This window comes from Rhizobium sp. Root1334 (assembly GCF_001426665.1).
Taxonomy (GTDB): Bacteria; Pseudomonadota; Alphaproteobacteria; order Rhizobiales; family Rhizobiaceae; genus Pararhizobium.
In genome coordinates, this window is sequence record NZ_LMEY01000006.1 from 247,708 (window position 1) to 265,905 (window position 18,198).

An 18,198-nucleotide genomic window follows, 5' to 3' on the forward strand; every position below is an offset into this window, starting at 1 on the left:
ATGAATACAACCCCAAAGAGTATGCAAGGAGAGACGAAGGCACCGTTCGTATTGTCAGAGCTCGCCGCTTTTTGCCACAGCATGGCCTTGGCTCCCGAAAGCGCGCATGCGGCGGCGAGAAGAACCCTTCTTGACACAATAGGCGTTGCCGCGGCCGGCGCGGAGACCGTCGGCGGATTGGCATCAAGACGCGCGGCCGTGGAGATCTGGGGACGGGGCGGGTCGGCGATCTGGTTTTCTCAATCTGTCACGACGCCGGCTGGTGCGGCATTTGCGAACTCAACGTTTGCTGCAGCTCTTGACCTGGACGACGGACACCGGGCCGCGTCAGGGCACCCCGCGGCCGCCATTGTGCCGGCTGTCATCGCAGCCGCAGAGCAGTTGGGCTCAAGCACGGATCGAATTCTGACCGCCCTTGTGCTGGGCTATGAGGTTGCGGTTCGTATCTCCTCGGCAAGAGATTTTAGCCGGCTTCGGACGACGGATAGCGGGCTTTGGTGCGGGTACGGCGTGGCAGCCGCGACGGCATGGCTTGCCGGACTTGGCGCGCCAGCGATGGCGCATGCGATGGCGATCGCCGGACAAACGGCGACATCTCAGGCAGGGACGGGTTGGACCCGCCTTGGACACTCGGTCAAAGAGGGAATTCCCTGGGCGACTGCCAATGGGTTGCAATCAGTATCTCTTGCTGCTTCAGGTCACTATGGCCCGCTGGATTTGTTGGATAATCCAAGCGTTTACAACCGGGAACGGTTGCTTGGAGGTTTCGGGCGGAAATGGGTGATTGAGGATGCCTACTTTAAAATCTACAGCTGCTGCCGTTGGGCTCACGCCGCAATCGACGGCAGTCTGGCGTTGGCAGCAGATATGTGCATGGCTCCTGACGACATCGATGAGATTCTGGTGGAGACCTTTGATCGCGCGTTGACGCTCCCAAACCAGTTTGATCCGCAGTCGAGTGAAGCAGCCCAGTATAGCGTCCCGTTCTGCCTTGCGCTTGCCCTCGTCAAGGGCCCCACGGCACTACTTCCACTCAAGCCGGAATCACTGGGCGACGCTTCCGTCGTTTCTCTTGCCCGCCGGGTGAAAATGGTGCGTGCACGCGATTACCTTGACGCATTTCCCAAGTCCACACCCTCCAAGGTCACAATTTCCGCGGGAGGGCGACGCAAAACCATCGAAGTGCTGGCACCAAAGGGGGAGCCGCAGAACCCGTTGACATCTGACGAGTTGCAACAGAAGTTTCTAACGCTGACCGCTGAGCTCTCGCTGAACCCGCCCCAGGTTCAGGCATTGCAACGAGCTGCGTCTGGTCTTGGCATTGAACAGACATCAACAGAGCTGTTCAGAGCACTGAGGTGCGTGCCATGACCGTTTACAATACCATCCGGTCGTATAAGGAATCCCCCTGAGGCATGAAACGGGGACAAGCATGGACAAGGACGAGACTGCGCCAACCGGAACTCAGCTACTCGATAGGGCAGTCGCGATCCTAAGGTTGCTTGGCGAGGTTGGCCAGGCTGGCGCTACAATGGCTGCCATTGGGGAAGCCATGGATTTGAAGCAACCGACCGTGCATCGGATCGTCAGCTCGCTCGAGCGGCATGGGTTCGTCGACCGCGAGCGGGAAACCAAGCGGTACAGGCTCGGGCTGGCGCTCTTTGCCATGGGAGCGGCAGCCGCCGATGGGACGGGTCTACGTCAGATTTCCAGGCCGGCATTGCTGCGGCTTGCGGCAATGACGGGCGATTCCGTGTTTCTGATGGCGCGCGCTGGGTTCAACACCGTTTGTGTGGATCGCCAGCAAGGAACGTATATAATTGACAGTCTCACAGGCCATATTGGCGGACAAATTCCAATGGGCGTCGGACCGGCAAGCCAAGCAATTCTGGCCTTTCTTCCAAACTCAGAAGTCGATGTCATTTTGGCGACAAACGCACCTCTTTACAAGTCGTTTGGGGGCCTCTCCCCCAACCGGATCAGGGACAGCCTTGCGCGCATTAGGACAGATGGCTACGCACTCGACGAAGGCGATCTGGTCGCAGGCATTTCGGCCATTGCCGTTCCCATCCTCCCACCGGCGCGCGACGCAATTGCTGCGATCGCGATCAACCTGACGAGCGCGCGCCTTTCGGCGGAGCGAATTCCTGAGCTATTCAGGCTGCTGAAAAAGGAGGTGGGCGAAATCGAGACCCAGCTCAATCCTCTCGAAGAACAGCGCCTTGGTACTGCGGCTGCGGCTATGGTACCGCCACGTCGGTGAGGAGCGGCTCCCTATGCCAGCGATGAAAGGACAAATGTCGGTTCTGCGCCGTGAATTTGGTAGAGCTGTTCGAGCCGCTGCCACCTCACCGCACCCCCGTTTGCTACACAATCCTGGTGCATCCCGGTCACTATCAGGGCTGAATCGATGCCCATCCGATTCGCACCGAGAATATCCGTGGCAAGACTGTCTCCAACAGCAAGGACCTCTTGAACCGGCACATCCAGAACTTTCATTGCCTGGATATATGCCGAAGAGAAGGGTTTCCCGTAGCGAATTACGTGCCCGCCATGCGCCTCGTATTGTAGCGCCACCGTTCCGGCACAAAGCACTTTTTGAGCACCTATGTAGACCTCGAGGTCTGGATTGGCACAGATCATAGGCAGTTCGCACGTCTGACCGCTTACGAGAGGGTTGGGATCTATACTGAAGGCGCCGTCCTGCGGGCTCCCTGTCGCAAGAATAAAATCAGCCTCGGACAGGGTAAAAGCCTGTTCAATGGCCAAGCCTTTGAGGAGGCAGGAGAGCTCTGCGGGTCCTACATGGAAGAAGCGGCGGCCATTTAATCCCTCCATAGGTGGGTTAGGACCGGCGAAGGCTTCGTAGACCATTTCGCCGGATGTGATCAGGCCATGGTAGAGATTGCGACCGATGCCCATGGACGCCAGCCGAACGGCAACACTGTGCGACCGCCTCGGAGAATTGGAGAGAAGGCAGGTTCGAATGCCCCTCGCGCGCAGATGGGCGAGAACCTCGAGAGCGCGAGGATAGGCGGTCACCCCGTCGTGCAGCACGCCAAAAAGGTCAAGAATAACGCCGCGATATGAACCGACAACGCCCATGAGGCTCGTTGCAGCCTGTGAAGATGGATTCGACATCGATCTACTCCTTTCGGTTTTCCCGGCGCGCTGATGAAGCGAGCATAAAAGCGAGATGGACGAGGACGGCGATCAAGATAACCCCGCCGCCGGCGATCGTTTGGAATGCAGGCCGCTGGTCAAACGCAAGCCACACCCAAAGGCCTGCGAGCGGCACTTCGACGAGTGACAACATTGCGCTTTCGGCTGGAGCGAGCAGCCGTGAACCCTGCGCATAAAAAAGCAGTCCAAACGTCATCTGGAATAAGGCAAAACTCGCGAGGATCGCCGCCTCCACGACGGTGACCGCCAGGGCATTGGTGAAACTCACCGAAACCGCCGTGACGAGTATATTGGAGAGCGCCACCACACCCAGGACGGAAGGAATAGCCGATTGACGGAAGGCCACTGTCATCATTGCCATGAAAGCTGTCATCAACAACGCTAATCCATCACCCAACATTCCGGTGCTGGAGGAGGCGGAACCGGCAAAAATGACGACCGTGCCGAAACTGAGAAGGCAGCAAAGCGCAAACGTGAGGCGATCGACCGGCTCGCGAATGAACAGGGCGGCGGCGGCGACAGTCAACAAGGGAAGCGCACCGTGGATAGCTGCAACATTGGCAACGGATGTTAGATCAAGCGCCGGGATGAAGAGGATTGTTGCACCTGAAGAAAAGAAAATCGCCAGAAGGCCTGCTCGATCAAACCGGAATGCCACGCCGATGTCGCGGTGGAGGCTGATCAAAAGCAGTGTGAAAACAGCCGCGAAAAGACTGCGCCAAAACAGGATCGTCCAGACGTCGGAATGGAGCAGACCCATGAACAGGCCCGCCGTGCTGAACATGCAGGCTGACGTCAGGATTTGGATGCGGGCTGAGCGACATCCCTTCATATGCGCGCCAGCGGCTGTTTCTTAAGATAGCTGCTGAGATATTGGCGTGTGTTTGAAGTCCCTATCCGTATCAACGTTTCCTGCGGAATTGTGCCAGCCAAGCGAGCCATGAGCTCAGTGGGTAGCCTCTCGTTCAAAAGCTCGACCCATCTCCCCGCGACGCGAAGCGAAGCCGGCAAGTCGGTCATGTCGATCGCGGCATATTCCATCGCGATGCGGCCAACGACGGGTACCTGGTGGGACCCAACGTCTGCAAAGAGCTGGTTCGAGGCCGACCAAGCCAGGCCGTGGGAGTACCCGATAGCGAGGATTCCCAGCCACGTCGGCCGGCACGCGCGAAAGGTACCCATGTATCCGACGGACTCTCCCGTGCGAACCAAGCGAATATCGGCAACCTGCGCCCTGAGCCTAACAACATTGACAAAGGGGCTGGGATCAAGTGAGGCATTGTTGAGGCCATAAAGGGCCGAACCGATGCGCACCAGATCAAAATGATAAGCCGAGCCAAGGGAGATGCCTGCTGACGCAGCGAGGCTTCGCGGCGCCGTCGCGGTCAGTTCGCACATTGCCATAAACCGGTTCTTTTGTAGCGAATTGATCGAATTCCCGGGGTCGTCGGCGCAAGCGAGGTGACTCATAACCAGCGCCGGCGCGTTCAACTTGCAGTGGATTAGGGTTCTTAACTCACCAAAGGAAATGCCAGAGCGCGAAAATCCGGTTTCAACATTCAGCGCATAGAGGCAGCCACGCGGAACGAGGGTCGCCGCGTCTTCCAGCGTGTTGCAAACCGGTATGAAATCATTCTTTCGATAGAACCTGGCCATGGAGGGTTTGGGGCTGCTGAGAATGTATATTTTTGCTGCCGCTAGCTGATTGCGCACGCGGATTGCTTCCTCGAGATCTGCAACGAAGAAGCTATGACAGCCGACGGCAGCGAGAGGTCCAACGACCTGATCGATGCCCAGCCCATAAGCATCACTTTTGACAACAGCACTTACCTCGACATTGGAGCCCACGATCAACTTCGCTGCGAGGAAATTTCGCTGAATCGCTTCGAGATCGACAAATAGCTGAGGACTACTGATACCAGTCATTTCATTTGCTACCATTAGGGGTGAACGACAACGCAATTTATTCTTAGTTGCAATTTACATCGAGGCGAGACATAATACAATCTCCCGATGTGCATCAGATTGCATAATCGCCATACGAGTATTATGGAGGAACCGCGATGGCTCGCGATACAAGTCCCTGTAAGATATTGATCATTGGGCAAGGTGTTTTGGGCGGTGACGTTCTCGACTTCCTACTGCAAAGCGGCGCAAACATCGCCCTTTCGGTCGGTGCGCGAAATCCGGAAAAGGCTGCGCATCGGGTCAATCTTGCCCGATATACGGCGATGAACCTTGGGCATACCGCGCCTGTTGACATCCTACCGGCCGACCTGATGAACATTGAGGCGACGGCGGAACTGATTGACCGACTAAAACCTGACATCATATTCAATGCCACGACGCTCCACAGTTGGTGGGTGATCACAAAACTGCCAACCGAGGCGTTTAAAAAACTCGATGACGGGCGTGGGGGAATATGGACGCCGTTGCATCAGGTTCTCATTCGTCGCCTGATGACGGCCGTAAGGCTTGCGAACAGTCAGGCAACGGTTGTCAATGCGTCCTATCCGGATGTGGTCAATGCAACGCTTGCCGCCGAAGGTCTGGCACCTGCGGTTGGCATCGGTAATATCGCCAACGCTGTCCCGGGCATTCGCCTGGCGGCGGCGCATATGCTGGGGGTAGACCCTATAGCGATCGAGGTCCGCTTCTTCGCGCAGCATTACGTGAGTTATCGTATGCCAAGCACGGGCGGTACAGATGGTGCACCCTATCACCTGACCGTCTATGTTAACGGACGAGAGGTTCAGCCATCTGAAATCGACCATGACACATTGTTTTCTCTGGTTGCCGGACGCTTCCGCCGGATCAAAGGGCTCGCCGGCCAGTCGGTCACAGCCTCCTCAGCGACAGCCATGTTGCTTGCGCTCTCAGACAGGACGGGACAGGTCGTGCATGGACCAGGACCGATGGGGCTTGTCGGGGGATACCCGGTGCGAATATCGCCGAAGGGTTTGCTGATCGACCTTCCGTCGACACTGACTTTAGACGAAGCGATTGATATCAATAGGCAATGCCAAAGATTTGACGGAATTGAAAGTGTGGATGAGGATGGCACGGTGCGTTTTACGCAGAAGGCTGCAGGTGTCCTGCGGGACGTTCTCAATTACGACTGTGACGCCTACCGGCCCGAAGAGTGCGAGGCGCGGGCAGAAGAACTCGCAGCGCGTTTTGCGGAATATGCCCGCGCAAACGGCATGCCCCAAAACGACGCCGCTTAGTGATTACCATTTTGGAGGCGGATACGGTGGAAGGGCTTTCTGTCCGGCTGGCCGATGGCGATCAGGGCTTCCCGTTCAGCGCAGTTAAATATGACGGAGAATGCCGTTTGAGTTTTCTCGCGCAGCGACCAGGATTTACATATGGAATCCGGGGTACCGGTTGTATCCCGCAGAAGGGCCTTGATATCATCAATACTGCTCAAGGAGTGCCGACGAGCGGCTCGAAGACGCTCGCGACTGGAAGGGTAAAACCGCGCCGCGGCCTCGATATCCTCCCACATGGCGATAGGCTGGGAAAGAGGGTGGTTGGTATGGGAAATGCTACATGGATCATTTTCGCAGATGCCGGCTGCAGGCGAGATTTCGACTGTTCTAAGGATGCCAGAAGCATCGCCGAAGAGGTAATGCCTACCCGACATATGACGATGGCCGCGAAGAACGGCCACCGCATCCTCGGTGCTGGATTGCGCGAGCATCATTCGCCGGATAGCGAGACTGGGCAAACCGGCCCCCGCTCGGTCAAGGAGAAGGTCGTTGTTGACGAAGGCCAGACCGTGGCCGTTCATGCCAACCCATCCCAGCGTGCCGGCAGACGCAATCGTCACGAGCCGCTCGTTTTCGTCCTCGTGGATCAGCACAGCGAGGTGTTCGAGGCTATCGACAGGAGCGTCCCAGTTCTGCGCAATGATCGCACCTTGTGGGCCTGTTATGCCTGCCGATGTGCACCCGGTCTGCCCGTCGGCAAAATATTCGAAACACGACAGGAGATAAATATCGAGGGTCGCAAGGCCCGTCGAGAGGGCAATTCCTTCAAGTTCCTCGGTTAGATACGGTGCGATGCCGGATAGCTGCTGAAAGGACTTTGCCGCTTTGGACGTTGCCTTCGACCAGTCGTCGGCGTCGGTGGAACGCTTAAGCCGGGCCAGGGCTGCATGAATTGCCAGCGATAGCTGGGCACCGTGCTGACAGCCTCGCTCCTTCGGATTCCCCGTCAATATAATCAGTGGCAAGGTCTGCGCGCCCATACGGAATATCCCGATAATTCTGCCTTCATCCATATTGTGGATGTTCGGGACGATCTAGTGACTACACCCCTCGATTGTGCGAAAGTTGAGTACATGGCAGCGTGGCATACAGGTGATTCACATTTAGTGGCCGACCGGCCGCGACACGACAGGATATCGGCAATGCAGACTGACGGGCTTGATCACCTGCCACCGCGAAAGCAAGACGAACTGGCTGAAGTCGCCCGTATTCTTTTTGAGGAATTCGACTTGGCTCAAAAGGGGAAGTTGAAGGACGAGCACAAGAAAGCGCACATCCTGAAAATCATCCTCTTCGGCTCTTACGCGCGGGGCGGTTGGGTCGAGGATCTCAAGAGTGGATATCGGTCCGATTATGATCTGCTCGTGGTCGTTAGCGCCCACTTTGCCACGGAGACCAGCGAGTACTGGGAAAACGCCGCGGACCGTTTTGTCCGTGAGCTGACAATTACAAGGCATCTGGAAACACCGGTGAATTTCATCGTTCATTCCCTTCACGATCTCAACGACCAGTTGGCGAGGGGACGCCCATTTTTCGTCGACATCGCTCGTGATGGAATTGCCTTGTACGACGCGCCAGGTCACCCGCTTGCCTCCCCAAGACAATTGTCGGCCGAGGAAACCAGGAACGAGGCGAAACGCCACTTTGAGCAATGGCTCCCCAGTGCGCGTAATTTTTTTAAGCATGCGCAGATCGCAATTGCCGATCGCACTATCAATGAAGCGGCGTTCTTTCTCCATCAAACCGTCGAGCGCCTTTACCACTGCGTTCTTCTGGTTTCGACGTTGTACAGCCCGAAGTCGCATCGCCTTTCGGTGCTCCGTTCGCATGCGGAGCGGGTCGAGCCTCGCCTAATTGATGTCTGGCCGCGCGACAAGAGATCCGCGCGCCGGAGTTTTTCGCGCATTGATCGCGCCTATGTGGAAGCAAGATACTCGCCGCAATATACGATCACCGATGAGGAGCTTGCGTGGGTCGTTCAACGGGTGAAAGCGCTGGAAGAAATTGTTTCGGCTGTTTGTCGCGAAAAACTACAGGAGTGAACCGCGCGCTCAGCAGCATAATCGAGGCTGGGCAACGCGCCGAAGCACGGCGCCCTTTTCAAGGCTTTTTGGAAGAGGATATTGTTTTTGGAACGCCTTCTGACGGACATTCTATTTGAATTTCTCGCGGCGTGCGACGTAGCCGAAAACAAAGCGGATATGGCGGGAGCGGTCAGAAACGTAAGCGAGCAACTTGGCTACGATCATTTTGCTATGACCTTTGTTCCTCTCGCACATGAGAAGCTCGATACGTATTTTATCTGGGAACACTGGCCCCCTGGCTGGCGGGAGCGCTATCTTGAATTGAACTATTTTCATTCCGATCCCGTCGCAACTTTTGTCCGGCAGTCCGATCAGCCGGCAGTGTGGTCCAAACTCATCGACAGACAGCCGCTCAAATCGAAGGCTTGGCGCATTATGGAGGAAGCTGGCGACTTTGGCATGGCCGACGGCGTTACGGTTCCCCTCCACTCGCAAGCGGGACTTACCGGGCTTTTTGCGGTTGCTGGGAAGCGGGAACAAATGACCCCGAACGAGGTCAGGCTTTTTCAGATCGTTGCGTCGAGTGCCCATAACCGGCTGACCGAGCTCGGATCACCGAAATTGGCTCGCTCCTCCCTTACCCATATCACAAGAAGCGAAAGCGAATGTCTGTCCTGGTGCGTGGCGGGAAAGACAGACAAGGAAATCGGAGTGATCACCGGGCGATCGCAACGCACTGTGCAAGCGCACATCTCCAATCTCCAACGAAAGTTATCGGCCGCAAACCGCGCTCAATTGATTGCCGAAGCCTTCCGACGCGGGCTGCAGCGCTAAACATTACGACAATTTACGAATAGATTTTGATTATCGCAGGTTGCATTGTGCATGCGTGCATCCGGAGTCAAAGCCATGTTGCGGATTTTGTACGAACATGAAGATCGCGAATTTATGGAACGCGTATGGTCCTTCCGATATGTGCGCTTTGTCGAGCAACTTGGATGGGCCAACCTGAGGCGCCCAGATTGCCGTGAACGAGATCGATTCGATCACGATCACGCTCTCCATGTCGCCCTCCTGCTTCACGACGAGATCATCGGATATTCGCGCCTACTGCCGACGACGATCTCTTACCTCTCCGCTGAAGTCTCGGGCGCCAAGGTCAATCTCCCCAGCGGACCCGAGATATTCGAGTGGACCCGCTGCGCGACAGCGCTGGACGCACCTTGCGTTGCTGGTGTTGCCGCGTCCGATATATTGATGACAGGCGTACTCGAGTGCTTGCTGCACCTCGGCGCCAAGAGGATCCTTTTTCTAACGCACCCCTCGCTCATCCAAATGATGAGGCGCAGAGGATATCCTGTTGAAATATTAGCAACGTTAGCTGCAGATCACAGCGGGCCTGTTCAGATCGCTTCTGCAGAGGTCTGCTTCAAACTGCTGTGCTTACAACGCAAAGCGTACGGCATAAACGGTTCACTTGTCTCCTGGGGAAATGTTGGAAACTCTTTCCTGAACCTTTGCCCAAAAGCAGCTTAACTGGAGGGCAGTGTTGTGGCCCGTCGCAGCAAATCGCTGATGGAAGCGGCCGGTGCCCGCCGGTTCGTCCTGACAACCGTCAACGTCGAAGCGACGAAATTGCTCAGGGTCGTTGAAGAAATTTGTGATCGTTACCCGCCGGATGGGGACCTGCGTTTCGTACGATATCTTCTAAGAATGGTGGTGCTGGCAACCGGAGAGAAGCATAAGCAGGACGAGATATAACGCCCCATCCGCCGTCTCGTGCAGATGTTAAGATCGAGGTCTTAAAGTTCTTTGCAATTGTGAAACGAATTGATAGAGTACAACTCAGGCGACGTAATCGCCTTGGGGCGTCGAAACCCCATTTGGTTTTTTCTATTCTGTGAGCGACTTCTTCGCGACCCTCATTGGTCGGGGAGCCCGTGGAGAATGCAAGAGGCTTTCGCGCTAAAGTCCATGGGGGCTGTAACCAACGGCTTTTCGAACTCCCCGGCTTCTGATCGCCAGGCAACTGGCCAGCGGGAGCTCTATTGAAATGCAACAGGCTATTTTGGTCAGCGGCCAAGACGTTGATACTAACAACCACAGCACAAGCGGCCGTCACCATTTGGTCGACAAAGAGGTGGGCAGGAGAATAAGAAAGCGGCGCCAACAACTCAGAATATCGCAAACCGCACTTGGCGCGGCCGTTGGCGTTTCTTTCCAGCAGGTTCAGAAATATGAGCGCGGCGCCAACCGCGTCAGTTCGTCTATGCTTTATGAAATGGCGCAAGTGCTCGGGGTCTCGATCGCGTATTTTTTCGACGGCTTATCGACAGCCTTCGCTGTGGACAGTAGCGAACTAGACAGCAAGGCGATCATCCGCGAGGAATTTGTTGCTACAGAGGAGGGGCAACGTCTTGTCGATGCCTTCATGACCGTACCCAAAAAGATGCGGCCAAAATTCATCTCGCTTCTCAACACGTTTGGTGATGACTGAGCACTCGGTTGTGCTTGTCTCGCCGACGAATTTCAGCTGCACGCTGATGCGGCTGAAACGACATCAATTCTCCGCACTTTTCCATTTCGGTCTAAAAATCGCGAGAGGCATCGCCGAAGAGGTGAAGATCGGCTTCCGCATTCATTCGCCGTCGAAACAAGTGGCAGGCAATCAGGCAACCCCACCCTTCTTCGCTCTCGGCCCGTGCGCTCACTTCTGGATAGTCACTTCACTAAATCAGCAATCGCCTTTCGGGTCATGAAAGGCTCGTTGTATTCATCAGCCAATATCACGACTATCCATTCCAAACACGCGGCTTGCAAAAGGGGGCACCGCAGGTTTTTCATTTGGCTGTGAAAAGGTCTTGCGGATCGGTTCTGCCTGACACGCCCGATCGAGACACGCACCTCCAGCGTCGGTATGGGGCTCCAGCAGTTTTCTAAAGCCCGCACGGTCGTGGCCGATCATCGGGCGCTCCTGCCCGGAAATACCCCGCATAAAAAACACCGCTATTTCTTGCCAAATCGCCGCGCCCTTTTCGTGGGCATTAGCCACTTTGGCTGTGCCACATCAAGACCGTGGCGGACAAATCGTGACCCAAGCCCAGGAGGGAATTCAAATGAACATATTTGTCGCCGAGGCTTACGTCGCGACTGCCAACCCACACTATGTCATGGAGAAAATCTGCTCACGGATCCGGGACGTCTTGCTATTCATCGACGTCAAAGGATCTGAACGTTTACTGAGCTTTGAAGACGGGTACGCCGTCATCACGCAAATGAACGCCGGTCTATTCTTTCGAATTTCCGCAAAGACCGTCGTGATTTTCTACGGGATTCGGACACTCCTGGAGGGCGCTCTTCTTATTGCTGACACCGCTACTGACGTAATCGAATGGACGTCCGCAGAGGAGGCGGAATTTTCGCTCCATTCGCAAATGCGGACAGAACGACAAGCGAGACAACATGAGATGCCTTAGCCCCAGCTCAGGCAGCTCGACCCAGCGGTCGCTATATTACTGGACGTCATAGGATGTCGCGCGCTTCGGGCAGGAAGCTCGGAGCGGCCGTCTATTCGGCATGCGCGGTCGGATCGCAATCAACCTGCATACAATTGACGCATGTGGCGATGGCTTTGCCGTTCTCCACGATCACCGCGCCGGAACGGCTGGGCGCTTTGTGCAACATTATCGACTGCGAAACTTATGGCCTGATCGAGAAATGTGCTTCTCCTGCTATGTCGCACCGGCCCTTTCCAGCATGGCCACCATAGATGCATAACCGCGGCTGCGGGCATGCTGAAGCGGCGTGGCGCCGTTATTGTCTCCCAGATTGATGTCAGCACCGGCATCGATGAGAAGCTTCACGATATCGACATGCCGCTGGCCACCATCGCCAAGTATGATTGCCTCGAGGAGTGCGGTCCAACCAAGATTGTTGACGTGATCGACGTTGATGCCTGCCTCGATCAGCGTGCGCACCGTTTCGACGTGCCCGCGTTCGGAGGCGGGAATGAGTGCTGTTCCACCATACCGATTGGTGCTCTTCAGGTCCGCCCCATGGGCGAGCGTCATCTTGAGGATTTCGAGATGGCCGCGCGCGCCTGCATAGAGATAGGGGCTGTCCTTGATCGCATCTTTAGCGTTCACGTCCGCCCCCGCATCGATCAGCGCGCGGGCAACATCGATCCTGTTGGCACGGGTTGCCGCGAGAAGTGCCGTTTCACCATTCGTGCCGCGTGCCTCCAGGTCCGCTCCTGCCTTGATGGCCGCGTAGATGGCGGCCAGATCGCCAGCTGCTGCGGTCTGAAGAATAGAAGTTTCGGCTGCTGCGGTGTGGTGGCCGGGCAATGTTGGTTCGATCACAATTGTTGCTCCTGCAATCACCGCAAAAACACTTAAGCTGAATATCGTTCGACGCATCGGCTGGCTCTCTGCTTCTTCCGCACACGCAAGCAGGATATCGCATTCGGAAAGTAAATGTTGCACTGGCGCCCAGTCGATTTGTGAAATTTCTCAATCTTGACTTTCTACGAGCCTTCGTGGCTGTCGCTGCCAGGGACAGTTTCACCGCTGGAGCCTGGCGACAATGATGCGTGACATACGTGATCGGCGCGCAAAAAATTGCCACGGAATATGGTGCCGCTGGCGATTATGTGCTTGGCGCTAACATCGGCGGATTTGTACGAGGTGCCGAAGCGATGGCTGCGCTCGGCGTTATATCAAATTGAATTTGGGTGACTTTCTGTTCACGAGAACGTTTGTCGTCCAAGATATCGATCGAAAATCAGGGCCTTTGACGCCAAAATTCCTGGCGCTGGCTGCCATGAAACGAAACTTGACTTCCTGGCTTCGGCATCTACGATAGGGTCATGATGCCACTCAACCATCATCCGAGACGGGAGCCTCTACGTCTCAAAGCGGGAATTTAGCCCGGACGGGGTAGCCTCGTTCGGGTATCGCTTTTTCGTATCGCATGCTCCGGCATGTTGACCACATGAGTGCGGCTGATTGGAATGTCCTTCTGACATCACAGCCGATTGAAGGCTAAGAAGCCCGAAATTGCAGGTTCACATGGGATGCTCTCACGAAGGTGCTAGCTGGCACGCTGGCGTGCTCAGCCAATCGCAAATTTCCGAAGCTTTGGGGGAAGACGTTGACGCGCTGAGCGAGCTCCTGGCATATCCGCCTTTCAACCAGTTCGCCCGCCAGGAACACGAGGGCAGCACCCGTTGCCTTACCCTTTCCGCCGCAATGAGAGCAAATCTTGCGATCGCTCATGCGCTTTGGAGACAGGCGAAACTATCGAGCGAAGTCGCTGCCCAGGTCGTGTCCAGCTGCCCGCAAATCGGTGCCTCCGTCGCGGCGATCACCGATTTCGAGCACAATCAAGGTCCTGCGGTTGCTTCGCATTATCATGAGAGACCTGATCCCTTCCGGCTTTTCGATCCCGTAGCCGACGAGATGCTGCCCATGCAGGTGACGGATGAGTATCTGGACCTTGTCGATGACCGGTTTCTTTTGTGGCGCAGGCCTGAAGTCGAGCCGGTGTTGACTGCGGCAAATCTCCACGCGCGTTCACGACGCGTTGCCAGCGACCCGCATGACTGTGTTGCCCGTCAAGAACTCCTGCAGCAATTGGCGGGACTAAATCGATCTGTATGTCACTATCGCGTCTGGCTTGGACGGGTTGCCGACCGGACTTTTCTGCCACAAGCGCACGATAACGGCAAAGATGCTCGCTTACCGAGCTCTGTTTTCGAAAGGCCCTCTTCCGCGGCCTCGACACTGGAGATGAATTACAGGACCAAGATATCTGTCAATATATCCCTGGCTGCACGCATCATGAAACGGCGAGCGCTTGGACTCAGGGTACGCATTGCGAATGCGCCGCGGCCCTGGTGATTTTCCTCCGCATGTTTCGAAACCAGGGCATCACAACTCGGCCCCGTGTTTTCGTCCCCCTTCCCTTTTCACCTCAACGCCGGAATGCCCATGATTAAAACACCATACTATCTGATCGACGCCTCAAAGCTCATCCACAATCTGGAGAAGATTGCCTATGTAAGAGAACAATCCGGCGCCAAGGCACTGTTGGCGTTAAAGTGCTTTGCGACGTGGTCGGTCTTCGACGTCATGTCCCCCTACATGGACGGAACGACGTCGTCGTCCCTGTTCGAGACCCGCCTCGGTCACGAGCAGTTCGGTGGAGAGACACATGCCTACAGTGTCGCCTATGACGACAATGAGATAGACGACGTCATCGCGCATGCCGACAAGATCATCTTCAACTCGATCTCCCAGCTTGATCGCTATGCCGCAAAGGCGGCCGGCATACCCCGCGGCCTGCGTCTCAATCCGCAGGTCAGTTCGTCCAGCTTCGATCTTGCAGATCCAGCCCGGCCGTTCAGCCGGCTGGGCGAATGGGATACCGGCAAGGTCGAGGCGGTCATGGACAAGATCAGCGGGTTCATGATCCACAACAATTGCGAAAACAAGGATTTCGCGCTGTTCGACAGTTTGCTGGCGCAGATCGAAGACAAATTCGGCTCGCTGCTAGGCCGCGTCGATTGGGTGAGCCTTGGCGGCGGCATCCATTTTACTGGAGACGATTACCCGATCGACGCCTTCTGCGCCCGCCTGAAGGCATTTTCGGACCGCCACGGCGTGCAGGTCTATCTGGAGCCCGGCGAAGCCTCGATCACCGGCAGCACGACGCTCGAGGTGACCGTGCTCGATACGCTTTACAATGGCAAGCATCTCGCAATCGTCGACAGCTCGATCGAGGCGCATATGCTCGATCTGCTGATCTATCGCGAGAGCGCCAAGGTCTCGCCGAATGAAGGCCCGCACAGCTACATGATCTGCGGCAAGTCGTGCCTTGCCGGTGATATTTTTGGCGAATTCCGCTTTCCGGCCGAATTGAAGGTTGGTGACCGCATCTCCTTCCAGGATGCCGCCGGCTACACCATGGTCAAGAAAAACTGGTTCAACGGCGTCAAAATGCCGGCGATCGCCATCAAGGACCTCGACGGAAACGTCAGGACGGTCCGCGAATTCACTTACGCGGACTACAAGCAAAGCCTCTCCTGAGGCCATTCAACACACTACCAAGGAGATATCCCCGGAAATGAAAAAGAACGTTCTCATCATCGGCGCCGGAGGCGTGGCTCAGGTTGCGGCACACAAGTGCGCACAGAACAGCGATGTATTGGGAGACATTCACATTGCATCCCGCACGGTGGAGAAATGCCGTAAGATCGTCGAATCCATCCATGAGAAAAAGAGCCTGAAGACGGGCGTGAAACTCGAAGCGCATGCGCTCGACGCAATGGATGTGGAAGCAACGAAGGCTCTCATCATCAGCACCGGATCCAAGATCGTCATCAATGTCGGCTCAGCCTTCGTCAACATGTCGGTGCTGCGCGCCTGCATCGACACGGGCGCGGCCTATCTCGACACGGCGATCCACGAAGACCCCAGCAAGATCTGCGAGATGCCGCCATGGTACGGAAATTATGAATGGAAGCGGGCGGCAGAATGCGAGGAGAAGGGCATTACAGCCATTCTCGGCATCGGCTTTGATCCCGGCGTCGTCAACGCCTATGCGAGGCTCGCAAAGGACGAGTATTTCGACACGATCACCGATATCGATATCATTGACATCAATGCCGGCAGCCATGGCCGATATTTCGCCACCAACTTCGACCCCGAGATCAACTTCCGCGAATTCACAGGAACGGTCTACTCCTGGCAGAAAGGGGCCTGGCAGACGAACAAGATGTTCGAGGTCGGTCAGGAATTCGAACTGCCTGTCGTGGGCAAGCAGAAGGCCTACTTGACCGGTCATGACGAAGTCCACTCGCTGTCCAAGAACATGGATGGTGCGGATGTACGGTTCTGGATGGGTTTCGGCGATCACTACATCAACGTGTTTACCGTGCTGAACAGCCTTGGACTTCTCTCGGAACAACCGGTGAAGACCGCCGAGGGACTTGAGGTCGTGCCGCTCAAGGTCGTCAAGGCCGTACTGCCCGACCCGACGTCCCTCGCCCCGGATTATGCCGGCAAGACCTGCATCGGCGATCTCGTCAAGGGCATGAAGAATGGGGCGGAGCGCGAGATATTCATCTACAACGTCGCGGACCACAGGCAAGCTTTCGAGGAAGTTGGCTCGCAGGGCATTTCCTACACAGCGGGCATCCCGCCGGTCGCTGCCGCAATGCTGGTCGCCACCGGAGAGTGGGATGTCAGAAGGATGGCAAACGTCGAGGAACTGCGCCCTCGGCCGCTGCTTGAACTCCTGCACGGCATGGGGCTTCCGACACGCATACGCGACGAGAGCGGTGATCGCGCTTTAGCGCCGCTTTAAAGGCGGTGAAAGGCGCTCGATTGCCTTAAAGAGAATGACGGGATGATCACCGGTCCAACCGGTGATCATCCCGTGCGTCGCGCCGTGACTTGCAGGTTGCAGTGGTGAACGCCTGCCGAGCCAGGTCAGACCGTTCTTGCGGCTTGCAAGGGAAAGTCAAGTGTCCGCTGCGCCCGAACTGGCTCAGTTCTCGACCGACAGGTTCTTGCCATCCCATCTGAGCAGGAAGACCTCATTGCGGGGCTTGCCTTCGCTGTCTTCCCCACCCACGAGAAGAACGCCGCCGGGCAAGGCAAACGAAGCGCCATAGGCCAAGCCGTGCGGCAGCTTGCCCACCTGCTTCCAGTCGTTGCCACTGAAGGCGTACACCTCGTCGCGCCAGCTTTTTTTCAGGCCCTCATGGGCAAACCACTTCCCCGCTGCAGCATTGGCTTGTGCGCCTCTGAAGTTGGCGCCGCCGGCCACAAGGACGTCATCGCCGGCAACTGCGGCATAGGCACCTGCCACCCCCTCCTGAAGCTCCGACGCGGAAATGGCCGGTAGATCGGCGAGTTTCTGCCAGGAGGCTTCTTTCTCCTTGACCTGCAGCAGCTTGACCTCGGGGGTGCGCAGCCCGGGCTTGATTTCACCGCTCACGACCATGAAGCGGCCGTCGCCTTCGACGACGACTGCGGGATCGCAGTTGGGCAGGAACGGATTGTTGCCCAACGTGCCCCAGCTATTACCGGCCGTGTCGTAGACCAGCACCTCGTCGTTCCAGCGATAATCCTTCGGGTGCATGCCCATGTAGGAATCGACGAGTTTCTTGAAACCCTCTGGGTCCTTGTCCTTATCAATTGCGCCCACGTCGGCCAGATATTTGTCGAACAGATCCTTGTTGTAGCCCCCGACGATCGCAATGCGCCCGTCGCTAAGCGGCACGGCCTTCGCACCCGAAAGGCCGACAGGCGTCTGCGTATCCAGCTTCGACCAAGTGTCGGACTCGGTATCGTAGGCATAGACCGTGTCGAATATGATCGGTGATTTGGCCGAAGCGTCGGCTTTGCCATTGCCGCTGAAGGCAAAGATTTTCTTGCCGGAGACGGCCACCGCCGCGCCATTCACCGCCGGTCCGGCAAAGGCGGCGCGCTTCACCCATCCCTTAGTCGGATCGGCCAGATCGAGCGCATAGAAATCGGCTCCGGCCGAGCCGAGCCCGACATAGGCGGTATCGCCAACACGCGCGGCAACGCCGTTCTTGACGCCGACAGGCAGATCCGGCCAGGTTTCAGCGGCCATGGCCACACCGGCCGATAGCGTTATCGCTGCGACGCTCGTCGTCAGTCGCTTTCCGAAGGTCGATCCAGGCATTC

Annotated in this window: 20 protein-coding genes; 13 read left to right on the top strand and 7 right to left on the bottom strand. The window is 56.6% G+C overall.

Translation table 11 applies throughout. The features are described 5' to 3' along the window. Both ASD36_RS11855 and ASD36_RS11860 read left to right on the top strand, forming a co-directional pair. Entirely contained in the window at positions 1-1,371 is a 1,371-nt protein-coding gene (locus tag ASD36_RS11855; protein ID WP_060510542.1) for an MmgE/PrpD family protein, read from the top strand. A 61-nt stretch (positions 1,372-1,432) separates the two neighbouring features. Beyond that, positions 1,433-2,263, top strand: a complete 831-nt coding sequence (locus ASD36_RS11860) for an IclR family transcriptional regulator (RefSeq protein WP_060510544.1) — start codon at positions 1,433-1,435, stop codon at positions 2,261-2,263. A gap of 11 nt (positions 2,264-2,274) precedes the next feature. On the opposite strand, the gene ASD36_RS11865 is transcribed toward ASD36_RS11860, so the two are convergent. Genes ASD36_RS11865 through alr form a run of 3 tightly spaced genes read right to left on the bottom strand, consistent with a single transcriptional unit; the run spans position 2,275 to position 5,109 of the window. Then, a complete protein-coding gene (locus ASD36_RS11865) occupies positions 2,275-3,141 on the bottom strand; it encodes a TIGR01459 family HAD-type hydrolase (RefSeq protein ID WP_060510545.1) in 867 nt (288 codons plus the stop codon). A gap of 4 nt (positions 3,142-3,145) precedes the next feature. Then, a complete protein-coding gene (locus ASD36_RS11870) occupies positions 3,146-4,015 on the bottom strand; it encodes a DMT family transporter (RefSeq protein ID WP_060510547.1) in 870 nt (289 codons plus the stop codon). Then, positions 4,012-5,109, bottom strand: coding sequence for an alanine racemase (alr, locus tag ASD36_RS11875; RefSeq protein ID WP_060510549.1), 1,098 nt, complete (start codon positions 5,107-5,109; stop codon positions 4,012-4,014). The genes ASD36_RS11870 and alr overlap by 4 nt, the downstream gene beginning before the upstream one ends. Positions 5,110-5,246: 137 nt before the next feature. Between alr and ASD36_RS11880 the strand changes: the two genes are divergently transcribed. After that, complete coding sequence (locus ASD36_RS11880) at positions 5,247-6,410, top strand: hypothetical protein (protein ID WP_060510551.1); 1,164 nt, start codon at positions 5,247-5,249, stop codon at positions 6,408-6,410. On the opposite strand, the gene ASD36_RS11885 is transcribed toward ASD36_RS11880, so the two are convergent. Continuing rightward, complete coding sequence (locus ASD36_RS11885; protein WP_244489798.1) at positions 6,407-7,468, bottom strand: C45 family peptidase; 1,062 nt, start codon at positions 7,466-7,468, stop codon at positions 6,407-6,409. The two genes, ASD36_RS11880 and ASD36_RS11885, sit on opposite strands and share 4 nt — an antisense overlap. A gap of 129 nt (positions 7,469-7,597) precedes the next feature. On the opposite strand from ASD36_RS11885, the gene ASD36_RS11890 reads away from it, so the two are divergent. The 5 genes from ASD36_RS11890 (at position 7,598) to ASD36_RS11910 (ending at position 10,976) form a co-directional block, all read left to right on the top strand. Then, a complete protein-coding gene (locus ASD36_RS11890; protein WP_060510553.1) occupies positions 7,598-8,497 on the top strand; it encodes a HEPN domain-containing protein in 900 nt (299 codons plus the stop codon). An 87-nt stretch (positions 8,498-8,584) separates the two neighbouring features. Continuing rightward, positions 8,585-9,313 carry a LuxR family transcriptional regulator gene (locus ASD36_RS11895; protein WP_060510716.1) on the top strand — a complete coding sequence of 243 codons (729 nt, stop codon included), beginning with the start codon at positions 8,585-8,587 and terminating at the stop codon, positions 9,311-9,313. A 75-nt stretch (positions 9,314-9,388) separates the two neighbouring features. Next, positions 9,389-10,015 (top strand): acyl-homoserine-lactone synthase, encoded by a 627-nt coding sequence (locus ASD36_RS11900; protein ID WP_060510555.1) that lies wholly within the window; start codon positions 9,389-9,391, stop codon positions 10,013-10,015. A gap of 15 nt (positions 10,016-10,030) precedes the next feature. Next, complete coding sequence (locus ASD36_RS11905) at positions 10,031-10,240, top strand: hypothetical protein (RefSeq protein ID WP_244489799.1); 210 nt, start codon at positions 10,031-10,033, stop codon at positions 10,238-10,240. Between the two features lie 292 nt (positions 10,241-10,532). Next, complete coding sequence (locus ASD36_RS11910; RefSeq protein WP_082562757.1) at positions 10,533-10,976, top strand: helix-turn-helix transcriptional regulator; 444 nt, start codon at positions 10,533-10,535, stop codon at positions 10,974-10,976. 279 nt (positions 10,977-11,255) lie between these two features. Here the strand turns inward: ASD36_RS11910 and ASD36_RS30575 are convergent, their stop codons facing one another. Beyond that, entirely contained in the window at positions 11,256-11,444 is a 189-nt protein-coding gene (locus tag ASD36_RS30575; RefSeq protein WP_156393837.1) for a hypothetical protein, read from the bottom strand. Positions 11,445-11,595: 151 nt separating this feature from the next. Between ASD36_RS30575 and ASD36_RS11915 the strand changes: the two genes are divergently transcribed. After that, positions 11,596-11,955, top strand: a complete 360-nt coding sequence (locus tag ASD36_RS11915) for a hypothetical protein (RefSeq protein WP_060510560.1) — start codon at positions 11,596-11,598, stop codon at positions 11,953-11,955. Positions 11,956-12,210: 255 nt separating this feature from the next. On the opposite strand, the gene ASD36_RS11920 is transcribed toward ASD36_RS11915, so the two are convergent. Further along, on the bottom strand, positions 12,211-12,897 hold the full coding sequence (locus ASD36_RS11920; RefSeq protein WP_060510562.1) for an ankyrin repeat domain-containing protein: 687 nt from the start codon (positions 12,895-12,897) through the stop codon (positions 12,211-12,213). Positions 12,898-13,070: 173 nt separating this feature from the next. Between ASD36_RS11920 and ASD36_RS31680 the strand changes: the two genes are divergently transcribed. The 4 genes from ASD36_RS31680 (at position 13,071) to ASD36_RS11935 (ending at position 16,846) form a co-directional block, all read left to right on the top strand. Then, positions 13,071-13,205: a hypothetical protein gene (locus ASD36_RS31680; RefSeq protein ID WP_277995996.1), complete on the top strand. Its 135-nt coding sequence runs from the start codon at positions 13,071-13,073 to the stop codon at positions 13,203-13,205. Positions 13,206-13,587: 382 nt separating this feature from the next. Beyond that, positions 13,588-14,379: a hypothetical protein gene (locus ASD36_RS11925; protein WP_156393838.1), complete on the top strand. Its 792-nt coding sequence runs from the start codon at positions 13,588-13,590 to the stop codon at positions 14,377-14,379. A 90-nt stretch (positions 14,380-14,469) separates the two neighbouring features. After that, positions 14,470-15,567, top strand: coding sequence for a carboxynorspermidine decarboxylase (nspC, locus tag ASD36_RS11930; RefSeq protein ID WP_060510565.1), 1,098 nt, complete (start codon positions 14,470-14,472; stop codon positions 15,565-15,567). 37 nt (positions 15,568-15,604) lie between these two features. After that, a complete protein-coding gene (locus ASD36_RS11935) occupies positions 15,605-16,846 on the top strand; it encodes a saccharopine dehydrogenase family protein (protein WP_060510566.1) in 1,242 nt (413 codons plus the stop codon). A gap of 183 nt (positions 16,847-17,029) precedes the next feature. Here ASD36_RS11935 and ASD36_RS11940 read toward each other — a convergent pair whose 3' ends face one another. Next, positions 17,030-18,196 (bottom strand): N-acetylneuraminate epimerase, encoded by a 1,167-nt coding sequence (locus ASD36_RS11940; RefSeq protein ID WP_060510568.1) that lies wholly within the window; start codon positions 18,194-18,196, stop codon positions 17,030-17,032. Positions 18,197-18,198: the final 2 nt, after the last annotated feature.

Coding starts and splice junctions, on each gene's coding strand:
- ASD36_RS11855 (WP_060510542.1), top strand. CDS start 1: ATGAATACAACCCCAAAGAGTATGCAAGGAGAGACGAAGGCACCGTTC.
- ASD36_RS11860 (WP_060510544.1), top strand. CDS start 1,433: ATGGACAAGGACGAGACTGCGCCAACCGGAACTCAGCTACTCGATAGG.
- ASD36_RS11865 (WP_060510545.1), bottom strand. CDS start 3,141: ATGTCGAATCCATCTTCACAGGCTGCAACGAGCCTCATGGGCGTTGTC.
- ASD36_RS11870 (WP_060510547.1), bottom strand. CDS start 4,015: ATGAAGGGATGTCGCTCAGCCCGCATCCAAATCCTGACGTCAGCCTGC.
- alr (WP_060510549.1), bottom strand. CDS start 5,109: ATGACTGGTATCAGTAGTCCTCAGCTATTTGTCGATCTCGAAGCGATT.
- ASD36_RS11880 (WP_060510551.1), top strand. CDS start 5,247: ATGGCTCGCGATACAAGTCCCTGTAAGATATTGATCATTGGGCAAGGT.
- ASD36_RS11885 (WP_244489798.1), bottom strand. CDS start 7,468: ATGGATGAAGGCAGAATTATCGGGATATTCCGTATGGGCGCGCAGACC.
- ASD36_RS11890 (WP_060510553.1), top strand. CDS start 7,598: ATGCAGACTGACGGGCTTGATCACCTGCCACCGCGAAAGCAAGACGAA.
- ASD36_RS11900 (WP_060510555.1), top strand. CDS start 9,389: ATGTTGCGGATTTTGTACGAACATGAAGATCGCGAATTTATGGAACGC.
- ASD36_RS11910 (WP_082562757.1), top strand. CDS start 10,533: ATGCAACAGGCTATTTTGGTCAGCGGCCAAGACGTTGATACTAACAAC.
- ASD36_RS30575 (WP_156393837.1), bottom strand. CDS start 11,444: ATGATCGGCCACGACCGTGCGGGCTTTAGAAAACTGCTGGAGCCCCAT.
- ASD36_RS11915 (WP_060510560.1), top strand. CDS start 11,596: ATGAACATATTTGTCGCCGAGGCTTACGTCGCGACTGCCAACCCACAC.
- ASD36_RS11920 (WP_060510562.1), bottom strand. CDS start 12,897: ATGCGTCGAACGATATTCAGCTTAAGTGTTTTTGCGGTGATTGCAGGA.
- nspC (WP_060510565.1), top strand. CDS start 14,470: ATGATTAAAACACCATACTATCTGATCGACGCCTCAAAGCTCATCCAC.
- ASD36_RS11935 (WP_060510566.1), top strand. CDS start 15,605: ATGAAAAAGAACGTTCTCATCATCGGCGCCGGAGGCGTGGCTCAGGTT.
- ASD36_RS11940 (WP_060510568.1), bottom strand. CDS start 18,196: ATGCCTGGATCGACCTTCGGAAAGCGACTGACGACGAGCGTCGCAGCG.